The 22,856-nt window shown below is 77.1% G+C and carries 5 protein-coding genes; all 5 read left to right on the top strand.

Going from position 1 to position 22,856, the window contains the following annotated elements; all coding sequences use genetic code 11:
• Positions 1-3 precede the first annotated feature (3 nt).
• The 5 genes from ACIBEC_RS39740 to ACIBEC_RS39720 all read left to right on the top strand — a co-directional run bounded on the left by ACIBEC_RS39740 (position 4) and on the right by ACIBEC_RS39720 (position 22,720).
• Positions 4-741: an aspartyl/asparaginyl beta-hydroxylase domain-containing protein gene (locus tag ACIBEC_RS39740; protein ID WP_360504450.1), complete on the top strand. Its 738-nt coding sequence runs from the start codon at positions 4-6 to the stop codon at positions 739-741.
• A gap of 76 nt (positions 742-817) precedes the next feature.
• On the top strand, positions 818-5,302 hold the full coding sequence (locus ACIBEC_RS39735; RefSeq protein WP_360504452.1) for an SDR family NAD(P)-dependent oxidoreductase: 4,485 nt from the start codon (positions 818-820) through the stop codon (positions 5,300-5,302).
• Entirely contained in the window at positions 5,299-14,004 is an 8,706-nt protein-coding gene (locus ACIBEC_RS39730) for an amino acid adenylation domain-containing protein (protein WP_360504454.1), read from the top strand. The genes ACIBEC_RS39735 and ACIBEC_RS39730 overlap by 4 nt, the downstream gene beginning before the upstream one ends.
• 95 nt (positions 14,005-14,099) lie before the next feature.
• Positions 14,100-19,607 (top strand): SDR family NAD(P)-dependent oxidoreductase, encoded by a 5,508-nt coding sequence (locus ACIBEC_RS39725; RefSeq protein WP_360504456.1) that lies wholly within the window; start codon positions 14,100-14,102, stop codon positions 19,605-19,607.
• On the top strand, positions 19,604-22,720 hold the full coding sequence (locus tag ACIBEC_RS39720; RefSeq protein ID WP_396290132.1) for an amino acid adenylation domain-containing protein: 3,117 nt from the start codon (positions 19,604-19,606) through the stop codon (positions 22,718-22,720). The genes ACIBEC_RS39725 and ACIBEC_RS39720 overlap by 4 nt, the downstream gene beginning before the upstream one ends.
• The last annotated feature ends 136 nt before the right edge of the window (positions 22,721-22,856 follow it).

Below are 22,856 nucleotides of genomic sequence, written 5' to 3'. Positions count from 1 at the left end.
TCCATGGACGTCCAGAGCGTGATGACGGAACTGCACGGCGCCCTCGGCACCGAGGGGCTGGAGCGGGTCGAGGAGTGCCTGCGCATCCTCACCGGGGAGCAGGCCCCCGAGTACCTGCACGAGGACCAGGAGCCGACCCGGCTGTTCTTCCCCGGGATCAGCGCCCTGCCCTGGCACGACACCGCCGAACTGCCCTGGGTGGCACGGGTGGAGGAGTCGTACCAGGCGATCAAGGCGGAGTTCCTGGCGCTGCGCGAGGAGCAGGCCCGCTTCGCCCCGTACGAGGACCTGTACACCAAGGAGCTCGGCTGGCAGGGCTGGGACACCTACCAGCTGTACCGCAACGGGCAGTGGCGCGACGAGGTCCGGGAGCGCTGCCCCGAGACCCACGCGGCCGTGTCCGCGACCCCGCACGGGCCGCGCGACGGCATGTTCACCATCCTCAACCCCGGCGTGCACATCACCCCGCACACCGGCGGCGTGAACCTGCTGCTCACCGCGCACCTGCCGCTGATCGTCCCGCCCGGCTGCGCCATCAAGGTCGCCGACGACGAGCGCGGCTGGGAGGAAGGCAAGGTGATCCTCTTCGACGACAGCTTCATCCACGAGGCGTGGAACAAGGGCACCCAGCAGCGTGCCGTCCTGCTCTGGGACGTCTGGCACCCCGAGCTGACGCCCGTCGAGGTCCGGGCCCTGGAGATCCTCATGCCCCGCTTCCAGCGCTACCTGATGGCGGTCTGAGCCCCGGTCGTACCCGGTCGTCCCCGGTCCTGCCCGCCCCGCCGCGCGCGGAGCCCACCACACCACGGAGAACACCTTGAACGCACAGCCGGTCCTTCCCGACCCGGCCGAGACCGACGGCCGGGTCGCCGTCGTCGGCCTCGCGGGCCGCTTCCCCGGAGCCGATTCCGTCGACGCGCTGTGGGAGCTGCTGGCCGCCGGCACCGAGGCGATCAGCCGCTTCGGTCCGGAGGAGCTGCGGGCCGACGGGGTGCCGGACGACCGGTCGGGCAAGCCCGGGTACGTGGCCGCCAAGGGCGTGCTGTCGGACGTCGCCGGCTTCGACTCCCAGCTGTTCGGCTACAACGCGCTGGAGGCCTCGGTCATCGACCCCCAGCAGCGGATCTTCCTGGAGTGCGCCTGGGCGGCGCTGGAGGACGCGGGCTGCGACCCCGACCGGGCGCGCGGGCCGGTCGCGGTCTACGCCGGATCGCTGCTGAGCACCTACCTGATCCACAACCTGCTGCCGCGCACCGACCTGCAGGACTCGCTCGGCGTGCCGATGCTCTTCCAGGGCAACCAGCCCGACCAACTGGCCGCCCGGGCCGCGTACAAGCTCAACCTGCGCGGCCCGGCGGTCAGCGTGCAGACCGCCTGCTCGACCTCGCTGGTGGCGGTGCACCTCGCGGTGCAGAGCCTGCTCTCCGAGGAGTGCGACCTCGCCCTGGCCGGCGGCGTCACCGTCACCGTGCCGAACCGCTCCGGCTACCTGCCGGTGCCCGGCGGCATCGAGTCCCCGGACGGGCACTGCCGGCCCTTCGGCGCCGAGGCCGCCGGCACGGTCTTCGGCAACGGCGCGGGCGTCGTGGTGCTCAAGCGCCTCGCCGACGCGCTCGCCGACGGCGACCGGGTGCACGCCGTCATCCTCGGCTCGGCCGTCAACAACGACGGTGCCAACAAGGCCGGTTACACCGCCCCCGGGGTGGCCGGGCAGACCGCGGTGATCCGCGAGGCGCTGTCCGTCGCGGGCGTCGCCCCGGACACCATCGGCTACGTCGAGGCACACGGCACCGGCACCCCGATCGGCGACCCGATCGAGGTCGAGGCGCTCACCGCCGCCTTCCGCGCCGAGCAGGACGCCGAGCTGCGCTCGGCCACCGGCTGGTGCGGCCTCGGCTCGGTCAAGTCCAACCTCGGCCACCTGGACACCGCCGCGGGCGTCACCGGCCTGATCAAGACCATCCTGGCCGTCCGCAGCGGCCGGATCCCGGCCAGCCTGCACGCCGAGTCCGTCAACCCCGGACTCGGCCTGGCCGACAGCCCGTTCTTCGTCCCCGCCGACCTCACCGACTGGCCGGTCGCCGAGGGTCCGCGCCGGGCCGCCGTCAGCGCCTTCGGCATCGGCGGCACCAACGCCCACCTGATCCTGGAGCAGGCCCCCGCGGCGGCCGCCCGGGAGGCCGCCGAGCCGACCGCCGTCCCGGTCGCCCTGCCGCTGTCCGCCCGCACCGGCACCGCCCTGGACGCCGCCGCCGAGCGACTCGCGGAGGACCTCGCCGCCCACCCGGACCGCCCGCTCGCGGACGTCGCCCGTACCCTGCGCACCGGCCGCCGCCGACTGGTCCAGCGCCGGGTCGTGGTCGCCCGGGACACCGCCGGCGCGATCGCCGCGCTGCGCGGGGGCGGCCGCCGGGAGTCCGTCCGGGCCCGCGCCGGCCAGGGCACCGCGCCCGTCGCCTTCCTGCTGCCCGGCCAGGGCGCCCAGTACCCGGGCATGGCCCTCGGCCTGCACGCGGCGCACCCGGTGTTCCGCACCGCCCTGGACGAGGCCGCCGACCTGCTGCGCCCGCACCTGGGCCTCGACCTGGTCGAGCTGCTCCGCGACGGCGACGCCGAGCAGCTGCGCCGCAGCTCCGTCACCCAGCCCGCCGTCCTCGCGGTCGGCCACGCCATGGCCGCGCTGTGGCGGCACTGGGGCGTGCGCCCGGCTGCCCTGCTCGGCCACAGCCTGGGCGAGTACACCGCCGCGCTGCTCTCCGGCGTCCTCGACCTGCCCGAGGCGCTCGCCCTGGTCGCCGCCCGCGGCCGGCTGATGGAGGCCACCGCGCCCGGCGCGATGCTGGCCGTCCCGCTGGACGAGGCGGCCGCCGGCGACCTCGCCGCCCGGCACGGCCTGGACCTCGCCGCCGTCAACGGTCCGGCCGCCACCGTGCTGTCCGGCACTCCCGAGGCCGCCGGGCGCGCCGCCGCCGAACTCGGCGAGCGCGGCCTGCGCGCCCTCGCGCTGCCGGTGGACCGGGCCTTCCACAGCGCCCTGTGCGCCCCGGCCGCCGAACAGTTCGCCGCCGAGCTGGCCAAGGTGACGCTGCGCGAACCCACCGTGCCGTTCCTCTCCAACCTCACCGGCGACTGGATCACCCCGGAGCAGGCCACCGACCCCGGGTACTGGACCCGCCAGATGCTCTCCCCGGTCCGCTTCCACGACGGGCTGACCCGCCTGGCCGCGCTCGACGAGCGGATGGTGCTGGTGGAGACCGGCCCCGGCAGCGTCCTGACCGACCTGGCCCGCTCCGCCGCCGAGGGCACCGCCGCGGCGCGGCTCGCCCAGCCGCCGCTGCCCACCCGAGGCCGCCGCGGCCCGGAGGACGAGCCCGGCAGCGCCGTGCTCGCCCTCGGCAGCCTGTGGACGCACGGCGCCCCGGTCGACTGGGAGCCGCTCGACCCCGCCGCCCGCCCCGCAGACCTGCCCGGCTACCCCTTCGAGCGGCTGCCGCACTGGATCGAGCCCGCCATCCCCGGCCGGGCGCCCGCCACCGCGCTGCCCGCCTCGGACCCCGACGCGGTACACGCCACCATCGGCTGGCACCCGTCGGCCGAGCCGACGGCCGAGGCGGACCCGCTGAGCGGGCGCCGCCAGACCTGGCTGGTCCTGCTGGACCGGGCCGGCACCGCCCAGCCGCTGGTCGACCTGCTGACCGCGCGCGGCCAGATCGTCACCACCGTCCAGCCCGGCGCCGGCTACCGCCGGGTGCGCCGGGGCGTCTACGAGCTCGACCCGGCCGACCCGGCCCAGTACGCCAAGCTGCTCGCCGACCTGCGCGCCCTGGTCCGCACGCCCACCGCTGTCCTGTACGGCTGGGGACTGGACGAGACCGCGGACGAGACCGACGGCTACTTCGGCCTGGTCCACCTCGCCCGGGCGATGTCCGCCGAGAGCGTGGTGCACGAGGTGCGCCTCGGCGTGGTCACCGCCGGCGCCTTCCCGGCCGCCCCCGGCGAGCGGCCCCGGCCCGCCGCGGCCCTGCTCAGCGGCCCGGTCCAGGTGTTCGGCGAGGAGTACCGCAACCTGCGCTGCACCCAGGTCGACCTCGCCGCCGGGACCGCCCTCGACGAGGCGTCCGCCACCGCGGTGGTGCGCGCCGTGCTCACCGGCCCGGCCCCGCTGCTCGCCCTGCGCGACGGCGCCCTGCTCGCCCGCACCGTCGAGCGCGCCGAGCGGCCCGTCCCCGCCGCCCCGGCCCGGGTGCGCGCCGACAGCACCTGGCTGATCACCGGCGGCCTCGGCGGGATCGGCCTGACCCTGGCCCGCTACCTGGCCGGCGCCGGCGTCGCCCGGCTCGTCCTGCTCGGCCGCGGGGCCGGCGGCGAGACCGCCGAGACCGCCCTGGCCGGACTGCGCGCGGCCGGCGCCGAGGTGCTGGCAGTACGCGCCGACGTCACCGACGCCGAGGCGCTCGACCGGGCGCTGGAGCAGGCCCGGTCCGCCTTCGGACGGATCGACGGCGTGATCCACGCGGCCGGTGTGCCCGGCGGCGGCTCGGTGGAGCTGCGCTCCGACGACAGCATGCGCACGGTGCTCGCCCCGAAGACCGCGGGCCTGCGCCACCTGCTGGCCGCGCTGCGGCCCGGCGAGGCCGAGGTGCTGGTGCTCTGCTCCTCGCTCGCCACCCTGATCCCGACCTACGGCCAGTGCGACTACGCGGCCGCCAACGCCTACCTGGCCGCCGTCGCGGAGGCCGAGGCCGCGCGCGGCGAGCGGTTCGCGGTGGCCGTCGACTGGGACATGTGGGCCCAGGTCGGCATGGCCGACCAGGCCGAGGTCCCCGAGGCCCTGCGGGCCTTCCAGGCCGAGATGCTGGCCGGCGCGCTCACCCCCGAGCAGGGCGCCCGCGCCTTCGCCGCCCTGCTCGACGGCCCGGCCGGCCGGGCCGTGGTGGCCCGGGTCGGCGCCGGGATCACCGGCGGCACCCTGCGGACCTCCACCGCCCCGGCCGCCGACCTGCCCCGGACGGCCGCCCTGCCCCGCCCCGAGCTCGCCACCCCGTACACCGCCCCGGCCACCGCGACCGAGGAGCGCCTGGCCGAGATCTACGCCGAACTGCTCGGCCTCGACCGGGTCGGGGTGGAGGACGACTTCCTGGAGCTCGGCGGCCACTCGCTGCTGGCCGCCCAGGTCGCGGCCCGGCTGCGGGCCGAGTTCGAGGTCGACGTCCCCGCCCGGGTCTTCTTCGAGGGCGGCCGCATCGCCGACCTCGCCGTCGAGATCGAAGACCGCATCATCGCCGAACTGGAGCAGCAGTGACCAACCCCGCAGGCCGCAACCCCAAGGGCCGCGAGGACCGCCTCGCCCGGCTCACCCCCGAGCAGCGCGCCGCCTTCGAGGCGCGCGCCCGGGGCCGCGCCGGCACGGCCCCGGTCACCGCCACCGGCCTCACCGCCGCCGGTCCCGCCGGTCCCGGCGCCGCGCCGACGCTGCCGCCGCGCGACCGCTCGGTGCCCGCGCCGCTGTCCTTCGGCCAGGAGCGGCTCTGGTTCGTGGAGCAGCTCACCCCCGGCCTCGGGGTGTTCAACGAGTACGTCGGACTGCGCCTCACCGGCGCGCTGGACGTCGCCGCCCTGGAGGCCGCGCTGACCGGCCTGGTGGAGCGGCACGAGGCGCTGCGCACCGTCGTCGCCGACGGTGCCGACGGCCCGGTGCAGCGGGTGCTGGAGCACACCGGCCCGGTCCTGCGGGTGGTCGAGCCGCAGGACGGCGAGGCCGGCTGGAGCGAGCAGCGGGAGCGCGAACTCGCCGAGCGGGAGGCGGCCCTGCCGTTCGACCCGGAGCACGGCCCGCTGCTGCGCGCCCTGCTGATCCGCTCCGCGCCGGAGCGCGCCCTGCTGGTCGTGGTCAACCACCACCTGGTCGGCGACGCCTGGTCCCGCTCGGTGCTGGTGGAGGAACTCTGCGCCCGCTACCGGGCCTTCCGCGAAGGCGGCCCGGTGCCCGCGCCGCTCACCGTGCAGTACGCCGACTGGGCGCAGTGGCAGCGCGCCGAACTCACCGACGGCGCGCTGGCCGAGCCGCTCGCCTACTGGCGCGAGCGCCTGGACGGCGCCCCGCACGTCCTGGAACTGGCCACCGACCGGCCCCGGCCGGCCGTGCCCAGCCACCGGGGCGGCCGGGTGCACTTCACCCTGGACGCCGCCACCACCGAGGCCGTGGAGCAGGCCGCGCGCACCGCCCGGGCCACCCCGTTCATGGTCACCCTGGCGGCCTGGCAGGCCGTCCTGATGCGCCACTCCGGCCGGCAGGACGTGCTGGTCGGCGTGCCCACCGCGGGCCGCGACCGGCCCGAACTCGCCGGCCTGGTCGGCATGTTCGTCAACAGCCTGGTGCTGCGCTCGGACCTCTCCGGCGACCCGACCTTCGGCGAGCTGCTCGACCGGGTCCGGGAGACCGCCCTCGGCGCGCTCGCCCACGCCCAGGTGCCCTTCGAGCGCCTGGTCCGCGAGCTGCGCCCGGACCGCGACCTCAGCCACGCACCGCTCTACCAGGTGCAGTTCGGCTACCGGAACGTCCCCGCCCCGGACATCGACCTGCCCGGGGTCGGTGTCGAGCTCGTCGACCTGGACAACGGCCTGTGCCGCACCGACCTCAGCCTGGAACTCGCCCGGGACGGCGGACTCACCGCCGGCGTCTGCGAGTTCAGCCGGGACCTGTTCGACGACGACACCGTGCGCGAGCTGACCGAGGCGCTGCGGCGGGTGCTCGCCGGCGGCGCAGCCGACCCCGGCCTGCGGCTGTCCGAACTGCTCGCGCTCACCCCCGTGGAGCAGGCCCTGCTGGCGGCCGCCGGGGACGGCGGGCCGCTGCCCGAGGACGCCGTGGACGTCGTGACGGCCTTCGCCGAGGCCGTCCGCACCCGCCCCGGCGCCGAGGCCGTGCTGCCCGGCGGCCGCCCGGACCAGGCCCTGACGTACGCCGCCCTGGACGCCCGGGTCGACGAGCTGCTCGCCCGGCTGCGCGCCGCCGGGGTGCGCCCCGGCGACCGGGTCGGCCTGTGCCTGCGCCGCGGCACCGACCTGCCGGCCGCCATGCTCGCCGTGCTCCGGGCCGGCGCCGCCTACCTGCCGCTGGACCCCGACTACCCGGCCGCCCGGCTGGCCCACGTGGTCGAGGACGCCCGGCCAACCGCCGTGCTGGTGCACGCCGCGACTCGGGACGCGGCGCCGGCCGGTGCCCCGCTGCTCGACCTGGACACCCCCGCCCCGGCCGGGAACGCGTCCGCCGAGCCCGCGCCGGTGGACCCGGACGCGCCCGCCTACGTCATCCACACCTCCGGCTCGACCGGCCGCCCCAAGGGCGTCGTGGTCCTGCGCCGCAACCTCACCGCCTTCCTGGCGGCGATGGACCGCGTGCTCGCCGAGGACGCGGACGGCACCAACAGCGCGGACGGCACCGACGGCGCGGAGGCCACCGACGGCACCGACGCCGCCGAGCCGTCGACCTGGCTGGCCGTCACCAGCGTCTCCTTCGACATCTCCGTCCTGGAACTGCTCTGGACCCTCAGCCGGGGCCACCGGGTCGTGGTCAACCCCGACCCCGGGGCGGCGCTGCCCGCCCCGACCACCGCCCCGGCGCCCCGGGCCGACCGGGCCGTCCCCGAGTTCAGCCTGTTCTACTTCGCCAGCGGCACCGCCGGCGCCGAGCCCGGCCCCGAGCAGTACCGGCTGCTGCTGGACGGCGCCCGCTTCGCCGACACCAACGGCTTCTCCGCGGTCTGGCTCCCCGAGCGGCACTTCCACGCCTTCGGCGGGCCGTTCCCGGCCCCCTCGGTGCTGGCCGCCGCGATCGCCCAGGCGACCGAGCGGATCGGCATCCGGGCCGGCAGCGTGGTGCTGCCGCTGCACCACCCCGTGCGGGTGGCCGAGGAGTGGTCGGTCGTCGACAACCTGTCCGGCGGCCGGGTCGGCCTCTCCTTCGCCTCGGGCTGGCACGCCGACGACTTCGTCCTCGCCAAGGACGCCTACCAGGACCGCCAGGCGCTCACCGTCAGCGGCATCGAGCAGGTCCGGCGGCTGTGGCGCGGCGAGCGGCTCCCCTTCGAGGGGCCCGGCGGCCGCACCGTCGACGTCGAGGTGCTGCCCCGCCCGGTCCAGGCCGAACTGCCGTACTGGCTCACCTCCTCCGGCAACCCCGAGACCTGCCGCACGGCCGGCCGGGTCGGCGCCCGGCTGCTCACCCACCTGCTGGGCCAGAGCACCGAGGACCTCGCCGAGAAGATCGCCCTGTACCGCGAGGCCTGGCGGGAGGCCGGCCACGCCGGCGAGCCGCACGTCACCCTGATGCTGCACAGCTACCTCGGCGCCGACCCGGCCGACGTCCGGGCGCACGCCTGGCAGCCGTTCCGGGACTACCTGCGCAGCTCGGTCGGCCTGATCGAGAACCTGGCCCGCAGCCTCGGCATGGACGTCCGCAGCAGCGACTTCACCGCGGAGGACCAGGAGGCGCTGCTCGACCACGCCTGCGCCCGCTACCTCGGCCACGGCTCGCTGATCGGCACCGCCGAGGAGTGCCTGCCGCTGGTGCACCGGCTGGCCGAGATCGGGGTCGACGAGATCGGCTGCCTGGTCGACTTCGGCGTCGACACCGACGTCGCGCTGGCCGCCCTGCCCCGGCTGGCGGAGCTGCGCCGCACCGCGGCCACCGCACCCGCCGCCACCGGCCCGGCCGACAGCGAGCTGACCGCGCTGATCCGCGCCCACGGCGTCACCCACCTGCAGTGCACCCCCTCGCGGGCCCGCACCCTGCTGGACGAGGCCGACCCGGAGGCGCTGCGCGGCCTGCGCCGGCTGCTGCTCGGCGGCGAGGCCCTCGACGCCGACCTGGTGCGCCGCCTGGCCGGGCACCTCGACGGCCGGATCCTCAACATGTACGGGCCGACCGAGACCACCGTCTGGTCCACCACCGACGAGGTCGACCCGCAGGAGGGCCTGGTCACCGTCGGCCGCCCGATCGCCGGCACCACCGTCCGGGTCCTCGACCCGTACGGGCGCCGGGTGCCCGTCGGCGTGCCCGGCGAACTCCTGATCGGCGGCGCGGGCGTGACGGCCGGCTACCTCGACCGGCCCGAGCTGACCGACGAACGGTTCGTCACCGACCCCGAGGCGGCCGGCGCCGGAACGGGGCGGCTGTACCGCACCGGCGACCTGGTCCGCACCCGCCCCGACGGCCGGATCCAGTACCTGTCGCGCAACGACCACCAGGTCAAGATCCGCGGCTTCCGGATCGAGACCGGCGAGGTGGAGGCCGCGCTCACCGCACTGCCCGGGATCCGCCAGTGCGTGGTGACCGCCTACGGCCTGGGCACCTCCCGGGCCGCGCTGGCCGCCTACCTGGTGCCCGCGGACCCGGCCGCGCCGCCGGCCCCGGCCGAACTGCGGGCCGCCCTCGCCGGGCAACTGCCCGGCTTCCTCATCCCGTCCCGCTTCATCGCGCTCGACGCGCTGCCGCTCACCGGCAACGGCAAGGTCGACCGGGCGGCGCTGCCCGCGCCCGAGTCCGTGCCCGCCGCCGGCCGCGACCGCACCCCGCCGGCCACGCCCACCGAGGAGCGGATCGCCGCGATCTGGCGCGAGGCCCTCGGCCTCGGCGAGGTCGGCACCGGGGAGGACTTCTTCGAACTCGGCGGTCACTCGCTGCTGGCCGCCCGGATGGTCGCCGGCATCCGCGACGGGCTGAACGTGCAGCTGCCGCTGCGCACCCTGTTCAACTCGCCGACCGTGGCCGCGCTGGCCCGGGCCGTGGACGCGCTGGGCACGGACGGGGCCGCCGAGGCGCCCGCCGAGCGGACCGCGCTGCTCCCCGACCCGGCCCGCCGGCACGAGCCCTTCCCGCTCACCGACGTCCAGCGCGCCTACTGGATCGGCCGCAGCGGCGCCGTCGGCGGCGACGTCGCCTGCCACCTCTACCTGGAGGTGGACGTCGCCGACGTCGACCCGCTGCGCCTCCAGGACGCCTGGCGGTCGATGGTGCTGCGGCACGACGCCCTGCGCCTGGTCTTCGGCGAGGACGGCACCCAGCGCGTCCTGCCCGAGGTGCCCGCATACGAGCTGACCGTCGACGACCTGCGCGAGCTGCCGGAGCGGGACCGGGCCGAGCACCTCACCGGGACCCGCGCCCGGATGTCGCACCAGGTGCTGCCGGCCGACGCCTGGCCGCTGTTCGAGCTGCGCGCCAGCCGCACCGCGGGTGCCGACGTCCGGCTGCACCTGAGCATCGACACCCTGATCGCCGACGGCGGCAGCGTGCAGATCCTGCTGCGCGAACTGCTCGCCGTCTACCAGGGCACGCTCGACCCGAGCCCGCTCGAACTCTCCTTCCGCGACTACGTGCTGGCCGAGCAGGACCGCCGCCGGGGCCCGGCCCTGCAGCGCGACCTCGACTACTGGCACGGCCGCCTGGACACCCTGCCGCCCGCCCCCGCGCTGCCGCTGGCGCGGCGCCCCGAGGAGCTGGCCGAGACCAGGTTCCGCCGCCGCGAGGCGCACCTGCCCGCCGAGCTGTGGGAGCGGCTGAAGAGCCGGGCCGCCGCCGGCCGGGTCACCCCCTCGGCGCTCGCGCTGGCCGCCTACGCCACCGTGATCGGCACCTGGTCGACGGCCGACCGCTTCACCCTCAACCTCACCCTGTTCAACCGGGTCGGCGACCACCCCGACCTGGCCGCCATGGTCGGCGACTTCACCGCGCTCAGCCTGTTCGAGGTGGACGGCGCCACCGCCGGCTCCTTCGCCGACCGGGCCCGCCGGCTGCAGGACCGGCTCTGGGAGGACCTCGACCACCAGCTGGTCAGCGGCGTCCGGGTCGGCGGCGACCTCGCCCGCCGGCGCGGGGTCGCCGAGGCGGCCATGCCGGTCGTCTTCACCAGTGAGCTCGGCGCCGACGGCGTGGGCGGCAGCCGGGTGCTCCGCGAGCTGGGCGCCGAGGTCGCCCACACCATCACCCAGACCCCGCAGGTCTGGCTGGACCACCAGATCTCCGAGGACGAGGGCCGGCTGCGGCTGACCTGGGACGCCGTCGAGGAGCTCTTCCCCGAGGGCGTGCTCGACGCCATGTTCGAGGCCTACACCGGCCTGCTCACCGCGCTCGCCGAACAGCCCGGCGCCTGGACGGACCCGCACCTGGTCGTCCTGCCCGCCGCCCAGCTCGACGCCTACCGGGCGCTCAACGCCACTGACGGCCTGCGGCCCGACGGGCTGCTGCACGAGCCCTTCCTCGACCGGGCCAGGACCTCGCCCGACCGCACCGCCGTGGTCTCGGCCACCGGCACGGTGACCTACGGCGAACTGGAGCGGGCCTCGGCGGCCGTCGCCCACGCGCTGCGCGCGGCCGGGGTGCGCCCCGGCGAGCTGGTCGGCGTGCGCGCCGACCGGGGCTGGGAGCAGGTGGCCGCCGCGATCGGCGTGGTCCGGGCCGGCGGCGCCTACCTGCCGCTGGACGCCGGCCTCCCGGCCGCCCGGGTCGCCCGCTCGCTCGAACACGCCGGCGCCACCGCGCTGCTCGCCCGGGAGTCCTGGGCCCCCGAGGACGCCGTGCCCGCCGGAGTGACCCTGCTGAGCTTCGAACAGGCCCTGGACACCCCGGCCGACACCCCGCCGGCCCCGGTCCCGACCACCCCGGCGGACCTCGCGTACGTCATCTACACCTCGGGCTCCACCGGCGACCCCAAGGGCGTGATGATCGACCACCGGGGGGCGCTGAACACCGTGGTGGACGTCAACGACCGCTTCCGGGTCACGCCGTCCGACCGGGTCCTCGGGATCTCCTCGCTCGGCTTCGACCTCTCGGTGTACGACGTCTTCGGCACCCTCGCCGCCGGCGCCGCCCTGGTGCTGGTCGGGCCCGGCGAGGAGCGCGACCCCTCGCGCTGGTCCCGGCTGGTCGCCGAGCACCGGGTCACGGTCTGGAACTCCGTCCCCGCGCTGATGGAGATGCTGCTGGCGTACGCCGACGGCAACCCGGCCGCCGACCTGGAGTCGCTGCGCCTGGTCATGCTCAGCGGCGACTGGATCCCGGTCGGCATGCCCGGCAACGTCCGCACGCTCGCGCCCAAGGCCGAGGTGATCAGCCTGGGCGGCGCCACCGAGGCGTCGATCTGGTCGGTGCTCCACCCGGTCGGCGAGGTCGAACCGGGCCGCCCGAGCATCCCGTACGGCCGCCCGATGCGGAACCAGGGCATGGTCGTCCTGGACGAGGCCTTCCGGCCGCGTCCGGTCGGGGTGGCCGGCGCCCTGTTCATCACCGGCGTGGGCCTGGCCGTCGGCTACCGCAACGCCCCGGAGATCACCGCCCGGGCCTTCCCGGCCCACCCGGTCACCGGCGAGCGGCTCTACCGCACCGGCGACCTGGCCCGACTGCTGCCCGACGGCGACCTGGAGTTCCTCGGCCGCGAGGACTCCCAGGTCAAGGTGCGCGGCATGCGGATCGAGCTGGGCGAGATCGAGTCCGCCCTGGTCCGGATGGACGGCGTGCGGGAGGCCGCGGCACTGGTCGAGGGCGACGGGCTCGGTGCCCGGCTCGCGGCCTACGTGGTCCGCGAGGCCGCCCGTCCGCTGTCGGCCGACCCGGCGACCACCGCCCCGGCCCCGGCGGCCGCCCCGGCACTGGACGCCGAGCGGGTCCGCCGGCTGGAGGCGCGCCTGCGCCAGCCCGGCCGCCGGGCCGACCTGGCGGGCCGTGAGGTGCTGCCGTTCGCGCTGCCGGCCGACACCCTGGAGCTGCGCCGGGCCGCCGCCCTGCGCGGCGCCGCCACCGGCTTCGCCGACGTCCCCGTGAGCCGGACCGACCTGGACGCGCTGCTGACCGTGCTCGCCCGCCAGGACGAGGACGGCGTGCCCCGGTACGCCTACGGGTCGGCCGGCGGCCTGTACCCGGTGCAGACCTACCTGGCCGTCGCCCCCGGCGGGGTGGCGGGCCTGGCGGCCGGCACCTACTACGTCGACCCGGCCGGACCGGCCCTGGTCCCCCTCGACGGCGCGCCGGGCGCGGAGCGGGCGCTGGACCCGGCGCTCTACAGCGAGGCCAACCGGCCGCTGCTCGAACGGGCCGGCTTCGCCCTCTTCCTGGTCGCCAGGAACACCGCGATCACCCCGGTGTACGGCGAACTCGCCGACCGGTTCTGCCTGTTGGAGGCCGGGGCAATGGCGCAGCTGTTGCGCCACCGGGCCGGCGACTGCACGGTGGCACTCTGCCCGATCGGCGACGTGTTCCCCGAGCCGCTGCGCGGAGCGCTGCTGCTGGAGGACGGCCAGAGCGTGCTGCACACCCTGGTCGGCGGCCGCCCGCCCGGTGCGGCGGCCGAGCAGCCGGACTCCGGCGCCGACTGGACGCTCGGGCTGCGGGAGGCCCTCGCCGAGCGGCTGCCCGGCTACATGGTGCCGCAGCTGGTCCGGGCGGTGGAGGCGCTGCCGCTGTCCGCCAACGGCAAGGTCGACCGGGCGGCGCTCGCCCGGCTCGGCGCCCCGGCCGTCACGGCGGCCGCACCGGGCACCCCGGCCGCCCCGGCGGCACCCGCGGCACCGGTTCCGGCGCCGCGCGCGGTGGCCCAGCCCACCGGGCCCGGAGCGGTGGAGCGGCTCACCGCACTGTGGCGGGAGGTGATGGACGGGGCGGAGGTCGACCTCGACACCAACTTCTTCGAGGCCGGCGCCAACTCCATCCACCTGGTCCGGGTCCAGCGGCGGATCGCCGAGGACTTCGGCCGGGAGCTGTCGGTGGTCGAGATGTTCGACCGGCCGACCATCCGGCACCTCGCCGAGCTGCTGGACCGGCCGGACCCCGCCGTCGCCCCCGCCCCGGTCGCGGCTCCGGTCGCGGCTGCGGCTGCGGCTGCGGCTGCGGCTGCGGAACCCTCGCCGGCCCCGGAGAGCAGTGCCCAGACCGCCGGCGGCGACCGCCGGCAGCACCACGAACGGCGCCGCGCCGCCCGCCGAGGCGGCCCCGGCACCGCACCGACCGGCTGACCCGGACGGTCGGCGGTCGGGCCGTGCGCCCCTGCCCGGCCCGACCGCCGACCCACCGAGCCGCGTCGATGACCACCTGTGAGGAGAACAGTCCGATGTCCACCCACGCCCCCGAGGGGCCGGCCACCGCAGTGCCGGGCCTGCCGGACGCGATCGCCGTCACCGGCCTTGCCTGCCGGTTCCCCGGCGCCCCCGACGCCGGGACCTTCTGGGCCGACCTGGTCGCGGGCCGGGAGAACATCACCTTCCGCACCCCCGAGGAGCTGGCCGCCCTGGGCGTCCCGGCCGAACGGCTGGCCGACCCGCGGTTCGTGGGCGCCGGCGGCGTCCTGGAGGGCCTGGCGGAGTTCGACGCCGAGTACTTCGGCATCCCGCCCCGGGACGCCGAGCTGATGGACCCCCAGCACCGACTGTTCCTGCAGTGCGCGGTCACCGCACTGGAGGACGCCGGACAGCCGACCGACGGGGTCGAGGGCGGCGTCGGGGTCTACGCCTCGGCCGGCTTCAACTCCTACCTGACCCACCAACTGCTGCCCCGCGCCGCACACTTGGCGGACCGCGCCGAGGTCCAGTGGCTGGCCGCGGGCGACAAGGACTACCTCGCCACCCAGACCTCCTACCGGCTCGGCCTGACCGGCCCCAGCCTGAGCGTGCAGAGCGCCTGCTCCTCCGCCCTGGTCGCCGTGCACCTGGCGGCCGAGGCGCTGCTGAGCGGCGAGTGCGACGTGGCGCTGGCCGGGGCCGTCTCCGCCGGGGTCGGCCAGGGGCTCGGCTACCTGCACGCCGAGGGCGGGATCCTGTCCGCCGACGGGCGCTGCCGCCCCTTCGACGCCACGGCGACCGGCACGGTCTTCGGCAGCGGCGTCGGCGTGGTGGTGCTCAAGCGGCTGGCCGACGCGGTCGCCGACGGCGACACCGTCCGGGCCGTCCTGCTCGGCTCGGCGGTCAACAACGACGGCAACCGCAAGGTCGGCTTCACCGCGCCGAGCCTGGACGGCCAGGTCCGGGTGATCACCGCGGCCCAGTCGGTGGCCGGGGTCTCGCCCGGCGAGGTCTCCTGCGTCGAGGCGCACGGCACCGCGACGGCCCTCGGCGACCGGATCGAACTCGCCGCACTGGGCCGGGTGTTCGGCGACGCGCCGGACTCCCGCCGGGTGCTCGGCGCGGTCAAGTCCAACGTCGGCCACCTGGACACCTGCGCCGGGATGGCCGGGCTGATCAAGACGGTGCTCGCACTGCAGCACCGCACGCTGCTGCCGACCGTCCACTTCGAGAGCCCCAGCCCCGAGCTGGACCCCCGCCTGTTCCGGGTGCTCACCGAGGCCGAGCCGTGGACCGGCGCGGACGGCACCCGGGTCGCCGGGGTCAGCTCCTTCGGCATCGGCGGCACCAATGCCCACCTGGTTCTCCAGGACGCTCCCCCGCTGCCCGCCACGCCCGCCGGGCCGACCGGCGGGTGGGAGCTGCTGCCGGTGTCCGCCCGCACCGAGGCGGCGCTCGACCGGGCCACCGAGCGGCTCGACGCGGCACTGGCCGGACCGGCCGCGCCCGCGGCCGCCGACGCCGCGTTCACCCTGCAGACCAGGCGCAGGCACCACCCGTGGCGGCGCACCGTGCTGACCGGCCCCGGGGAGCAGCTGCGCTCCCGCCCGGTCCGGGCCGCCGCCACCGGCCGGGGGGTCGCCTTCCTGTACCCCGGCCAGGGCGCCGGCCGCCCCGGCATGGCCGCGGAGCCGTACCGCGCCGAACCGGTCTTCCGCGCCGCGCTCGACCGCTGCCTGGACGCCCTGCGCCCGTGGACGGCCGCGCCGCTGCGCGCGCTGCTGCTCGACCCGGCCCACGCGGACCTGTTCGACCGGACCGAGGTCGCCCAGCCGGCCCTGTTCGCGGTGGAGTACGCGCTCACCGCGTGGTGGACGGCGCTCGGCCTGCGGCCGGTCGCGCTGGCCGGCCACAGCGTCGGCGAGTTCGCGGCCGCCTGCGCCGCCGGGGTCTTCGAACTGCCCGGCGCCGCCCGGCTGGTGGCCGAGCGCGGCCGGCTCATGGGCACCATGGCGCCCGGCGCGATGCTGAGCGTCCCGCTGCCCGAGGCGGAGCTGCGCGCGCTGTTGGACCTCCCCGAGGGCCCGGAGCTCGCCGCCGTCAACGCGCCGGACCGCTGCGTCGCGGCCGGCACCCCCGAGGCGGTGGCCCGGCTGGCCGAACGCCTGGCCGCGCGCGGCGTCTCCGCCCGGCCGCTGGCCGTCCGGCACGCCTTCCACACCCGGGACGCCGAGCCGCTGCTGGCCGAGTTCGCCCGGCTGGTGGCGGGCGTCCCGGCGCAGGCCCCGGCCCTGCCGGTGGTCTCCGGCCTGACCGGGCGTGAACTGACCGCCGAGGAGGCCGTCTCTCCGGAGTACTGGGCGCGCCAGCTGCGCCACACCGTGCGCTTCGCCGACGCGCTCGCCGCCCTGCCGGGCGACGGCCCGCTGCTGGAGCTCGGCCCCGGCCGGGGCCTGACCGGCTTCGCCGTGCGGACCCTGGGCACCGAGCGGCCGGCCCTGCCCACCCTGGACGCGGCCACCGACGGGACGCCGCCGCCCGCCCGGCTCACCGCGCTGGGCCGGCTGTGGGAGCGCGGCACCGAGCTCGACTGGTCGGCCCTCGGCGAGCGGGCCGGGCGTCGGCACGCATCGCTGCCGGGCTACCCGTTCGAGCCGGTCCGGCACTGGTTCGAGCCGGCCGAGGACAGCGCGCCGCCCGCTGCCCCCGCCGGACCCGCCGCCCCGGCGCCGGTCCCGGCCGCCGAGGGGGTGGACTCCTGGCTGCACGTTCTGTCCTGGACCGCGGCCCTCCCGCCGGTCGGCACCGGGCCCGTCCCGGCCTCGGTGCTGCTGCTCGCCGACGACGCCGGGCTCGCCGGGCCGGTCGCCGAGCGGCTCACCGCGGCCGGCGCCGCCGTCACCGTGGTCCGGGCCGCCGACGGAGCGGCCGCCGAGGAGACGAACGCGCTCACCCTCGACCCCGCCGACGCCGCCGCGCACTCCGCGCTCGCCGCCGCCCTGGCCGGGCGCGGCACCCCGCCGGACGCCGTGGTCTCCTGCCTCGCCCTGGACGAGCCGGCGCTGGCGCGGGCGACCCCGGGCGAGGCGGCCGACGGCGCCCTGCGCGCGCTGACCGTCCCGGTCCAGCTGGCCCGCGCCCTGGGCGAGGCCTTCCCGGGCCGGCCGCTGCGGATGCTGCTGGTCACCGACAACGCCCACGGGGTCAACGGGCAGCCCGCCCGCACCCCGCAGGCCGCCGCCGGGCTCGGCGCCGTCCGGGTGCTGCCGCAGGAGGCGCCCGGCCTCACCGCCGAGGCGCTCGACCTGGACTGCCCCACCCGGGAGCCCGCCGAACTCGCCCTGGCCGCCGACGCGGTGGTGGCCCGGCTGTGCTCCGAGCTCGCGCCCGCGCCGCTCACCGCGGTCCGCGGCCGGGCCCACCTGGTGCCCGCCCCGGACCGGCCCGTGCTCACCGACCCGGACGCCCCGCAGCGCGCGCTGCCCGCGGGCCCGTGGCTGGTCACCGGCGGTCTCGGCGGGATCGGCCTGGCCGTGGCCGGCCGGCTCGCCGAGGACCCCGCGCGGACCCTCGTGCTGCTGACCCGCCGCGCCGTCCCCGACGGCGACGGCTGGCACAGCCTGCGGCCCGCGGGCTGTGCTCCGGCGCGGAACTGCCCGCCGGAGCTGGCCGAGGCGCTCGCCGGGCTGACCGCCCACGGCGCCCGGCTCTGCCTCGTCCAGGCCGACGTCACCGACGAGGCCGCGCTGGCCATCGCCCTCGACGCCGTCCGGGCCGCGTACGGCCCCCTCGCCGGGGTGGTGCACGCCGCCGGGGTGCCCGGGGGCGGTGTGGCCGCCCTGCGCGGGCCCGAGGAGATGGCCCGGGTGCTCGCCCCCAAGGTCCTCGGCACCGTCCTGCTGGAGCGGCTGACGGCCCGGGACCGGCCGCTGCTGGTGCTCTGCTCCTCGGCGCTCACGGTCACCGGCGCGGTCGGCCAGGCCGACTACACCGGGGCCAACGCCTTCCTGGACAGCTTCGCCACCGGCAGCCCGGCGGCCGTGTCGATCGGCTGGGACCGCTGGTCGCAGACCGGCATGGCGGTCCGCTCCGGGCTGCGGGACTGGCTCGACGGCGGCGAGGCGCTGGACGACGCCCTGTTCGACGCCCGCCGCACCGAGCCGGACGGCACGGTGGAGCTGCGGCTGCGCCGCGCGGAGCAGACCGAGTGGCCGGCCGCGGAACACCGGATCGGCGACGTCCCGGTGCTGCCCGGCACCGCACTGCTCGAACTCGCCGTCGCCGGGCACCGGTTGACGCTCGGGGACGGTCCGGTCGAACTGGACGCGGTCTTCACCCACCCGCTGCGGCTGCCCGCCGACCAGCCGCCGCAGGTCACCCTGCGGCTGCGTCCGGCGCCCGAGGGCGGCCACCTGTGGGAGGTCCGCTCCAGCGCCGCGCCGTCCAGGCCGCACGCCCAGGGCCGGATCGCGCCGTACCGCGGCGGCTCCCCCGAGCGCCTCGACCTCGACGCGCTCGCGGGCCGCTGCGCCCCCGTCGCCCCGGCCGCCGGCCGGGAGCCCGCCGGGGCCAGCGGGCTGCGCACCGGACCGCGCTGGGAGAGCGTGCTGGAGGTCCGCGAGGGCTCCGCCGGGGATGCGCCCGAGGCGATGCTGCGGCTGCAGCTTCCCGAGCGCTTCCACGGCGACCTGGCCGCGCACCCGCTGCACCCCGCGCTGCTGGACACCGCCACCGGGGCGGTCACCGCCCGGACCGGGAGCCACCTGCCGGTGGCCTACCGGCGGCTGGTGGTGCTCGGCCCGCTCGGCCCCGACGCGGTGGTCCGGGTGGTCCGCCGCCCCGGGGCGGTCGGGGCGGGCGGCACCCTGGTCGTCGACGTCACCGTCGCCGGGCCGGACGGCACGCCGAGCGTGATCGTCGAGGGCTTCGTGTTGCGCCCGGCCCCGGCGCCCGGCCCGGACGGCACAGGTGTGACGGCCGGTACCGCCGGTGCCGCCGCCGAGCGGGGCGGCATCCCGACCCGGGAGGGCCTGCTGGCCTTCGATCGGATCCTGGCCAACCGTCACCTCCCGCACGTGCTGGTCAGCCCCCGCTCCACCACCGCGACCGCCCCGGGCGCCGCCCGCACCGCCCCGGAGGCCACCGCGCCGCCGGAGCCCGGGCCGACCGCGCCCGAGGAGCTGGAGGAGCGGATCGCCGCGGTCTGGTCCCGACTGCTCGGGGTGCCCGACATCGGCCCGGACGACAGCCTGTTCGAGCTCGGCGGCGACTCCCTGCTGATCGTCCAGATCACCGGTGAGCTCCAGCGGCTCGGGCTGGCCGTCTCCCCCGGCGACCTCTTCGCCCACCCCACCGTCGGGCAGCTCGCCGCCCGGCTCCGCACGGACCGCGAACCGGCCGCCGCGCCCGCGCCCGACACCACAGCCCCGCCCACCGCTCCCGCCGGATCCGACCCGGCCCCCGCACCGGGGCCGCGCGAGGCCTTCTCGGACGCGGATCTCAGCGAAGACGACCTGGCCCGGGTATTCGCCCTGTTCCGGTCAGGAGAGGACACCAAGTGAACGACATCGAGGACATCTACCCCCTCTCGCCCACCCAGGAGGGGATGCTCTACCACAGCACCACCTCCCCCGAGCACGGCCTCTACGTCGAGCTGACGACCTTCCGGGTGCACGGCGAGCTGGACCTCGCCGTGCTGGGCGCCGCCTGGCAGCGGGCGATCGCCCGGCATCCGGTGCTGCGCACGGCCTTCGTCCGGGAGCGGATCCGCACCCCGCACCAGGTGGTGCTGCCGAAGGCGGACCTGCCGATCGAGTTCCGCGACCTGACCGGCCTGGACGACGCGGCCCGCGCGGCGGCCGTCGCCGAGGAGTTGGAGCAGCGGGCCCGCGAGCGCTTCGACCTGACCCGGCCGCCGCTGATGCGGCTGCTGGTGCTGCGCCTGCCCGGCGAGCACCTGGTGGTGTGGACGTACCACCACCTGCTGCTGGACGGCTGGTCCGCCGCCCTGCTGCTGGCCGAGGTCACCGCCGGGCTGTCCGGCGACACGGCCGAGCTGCCCGCGCCGCCCGCCTTCCGCGAGTACATCGCCTGGTTGGGCCGTCAGGAGCCGGAGCGCGACCGGGAGTTCTGGACCGGCTACCTGGCGGGCTATCGCGAGCCGGCGGCGCTGACCCTGCCCGGGATGCACCCGGGCGCCAAGCCGTCCGGCGAGTTCCGGACCGTCCGGGCGGAACTGCCCGCCGAGACCCTCACCGCGCTCCGGCGCCTGGCCGCCGCCAACGCCACCACGCTCAGCGGCCTGGTCGAGGCGGCCTGGGCGGGAACGGTCGCCCGTCACTCCGGCCGCGACGACGTGGTGGTCGGCGTGACCGTCTCCGGACGCCCGGTCGGCCTCGACCGCGCCGAGCAGATGCTCGGGATGTTCATCAACACCGTCCCGGTGCGGGTGCGGATCGACCGGGACCTGCCGGGCGACGCCTGGCTGGCCGGCCACGCCGCCACCCGTCACCCCGTGCTGGACCACCAGCACACCCCGCTGACCGACATCCAGCGCTGGGCCGAGACGGCCCCCGGCGTGCCGCTGTTCGACACCGTCGTGGTGGTCGAGAACTACCCGGACCGGACGGAGGCGGTGCTCTCCCACGGCGCGGTCACGGTCAGCGACGTCCGCTACGAGACCCGGACCAACTACCCGGTCACCCTGGTCGTCCGGGCCGCCGCGGAAATGCAGCTGCAGGCGGTGGTGGACGCCGGCCGGATCACCCCGGAGGAGGCGCGGGCGCTGCTCGACCACGTCGTCGCCGTGCTGACCCGCTTCGCCACCGAACCCGGCCGTGCCGTCGGGGAGCTGCTGGACGTCACCGAGGAGACCCGCGCCCGGCAGCTGGACACCTGGAACGGAACCGAGGTCGACCGCAGCGAGCCGCCGACCCTGCTCGCCGGGCTGATCGACGAGGCGGTCCGCAGCCGGCCCGACCATCCGGCCGTGATCGACCCGCAGACCCGGTACAGCTACCGGGAGTTGGACCTGCGGGCGGACGCCCTCGCCCGGTGGCTGGCCGACCACGGGGTGCGGCCGGGGGACCGGGTGGGCATCTGCCTGGGCCGCTGCGTGGACCTGGTCACCGCGACGCTGGCGGTCGCCCGGGCCGGGGCCGCGTTCGTCCCGCTCGACCCGACCCACCCGGTGGAGCGGATCGGCCTCGTCCTGGAGGACGCCGCGCCGGCCGTGGTGCTCGTCGACGCGACCGGAGTGCCCGCACTGGCCGGCTGGGACGGCACCGTCGTCGACCTCGCCGCCGTGGACCTCTCGCCCTCCCCGGCCGCCGACGATCTCCCGGGCGCCGATCCGGAAGGACTCGCCTACCTGATCTTCACCTCGGGCTCCACCGGCCGCCCCAAGGGTGTCGCCGTCGGCCACCGGGCGCTGGCGAACCTGGTGGACAGCCTGGCCCGCCGTCACCCGGGCCTGGACGGCGACACCTGCTTCCTCGCCCTCACCACGCTCAGCTTCGACACCTCGCTCGCCGAACTGCTGGTGCCGCTCGCGGTCGGCGGGACGGTCCACGTCGGCGGCCAGACCCTCGGGCTGAGCCGCCGGGAGCTCGACCGCTACACCGTGGAGCACGGCATCACCGCGGTGCAGGCCACCCCCTCCCGCTACCGGGCGCTGCTGGAGTCCGGCTGGCAGGGCGCCGGGCGGCCCCGGCTCTACAGCTGCGGCGAGGCCTTCCCGGCGGACCTGGCCGCACCACTGGCCGAGCGCGGCTCCTCGGTGTGGAACATGTACGGGCCGACGGAGACCACCGTGTACTCCAGCGTCGAGCCGATCACCGCCGACACCACCCGGGTCACCGTCGGCCGCCCGATCTCCAACACCGTGCTGCACGTCCTGGACACCGTGGACGGCCGGCTGCTGCCGGTCGGTTGCGTCGGCGAACTGTGCATCGGCGGCGACGGCGTCGCCCAGGGCTACTGGCGGCGGCCCGAGCTGACGGCGGAACGGTTCGTCACCGACCCGTTCACCGGCGGCCGGATGTACCGCACCGGCGACCACGCCCGCCGCCTGCCCGACGGCCGGATCGAGCTGCTCGGCCGGATGGACCGCCAGCTCAAGCTGCGCGGCTACCGGATCGAGCCCGGCGAGATCGAGCAGGCGCTGCTCGCCCTGCCCGCGGTGGCGGGCGCCGCGGTCGCCGAACGGGAGGACCGCCTGGTCGCCTGGGTGGTGCCCGCCGAACGGGGAGCCCCGTTCGACGCCCTCGGGCTCCAGGGCGAGCTGCGCCGCTCGCTGCCCTCGTACATGGTCCCCGAAGCGGTCACCGTCCTCACCGAGCTGCCGCTCACCCCGGCGGGCAAGACCGACCTGCTCGCCCTGCCCACCCCGGCGAAGTCCACCACCGAGCCCGCGCCGACCGGCCGGCCCGCCGTGGCGGCGGACCACGAGGCGCTGGTGACCCGGCTGTTCCGTGAAGTCCTGGCAGTGCCGGAGGTCGGTCCGGACGACGACTTCTTCGAACTGGGCGGCGACTCGCTGCGCGCCCTGCGCCTGCTCTCCCGGCTGGAGGCGGAACTCGGCTGCGAGCTCGACATCGAGCTGCTCTTCGACGCGGCCACGGTCCGCGAGCTGACCTCGGCCCTCGGCTCGGTCCTCGGCACCACCGGCCAGTGAACCGCCCGGCGTCCCGGCCGGCCCCGGCCGGGCCGCCCCTGCACCCACCCCCCGGATTTGAAAAAAACCCCCCTGGGTAGCACAACGGCCCCGCGTGACCACCACGGCCCACGCCGGGGGCACACCCAGCGGGTGT

It is taken from the genome of Kitasatospora sp. NPDC051164 (assembly GCF_044455625.1).
GTDB lineage: Bacteria > Actinomycetota > Actinomycetes > Streptomycetales > Streptomycetaceae > Kitasatospora.
The sequence above is the reverse complement of the archived record's forward strand: the minus strand, read 5'-3'. Positions and strand labels throughout refer to the sequence as shown.

Coding starts and splice junctions, on each gene's coding strand:
- ACIBEC_RS39740 (WP_360504450.1), top strand. CDS start 4: ATGGACGTCCAGAGCGTGATGACGGAACTGCACGGCGCCCTCGGCACC.
- ACIBEC_RS39725 (WP_360504456.1), top strand. CDS start 14,100: ATGTCCACCCACGCCCCCGAGGGGCCGGCCACCGCAGTGCCGGGCCTG.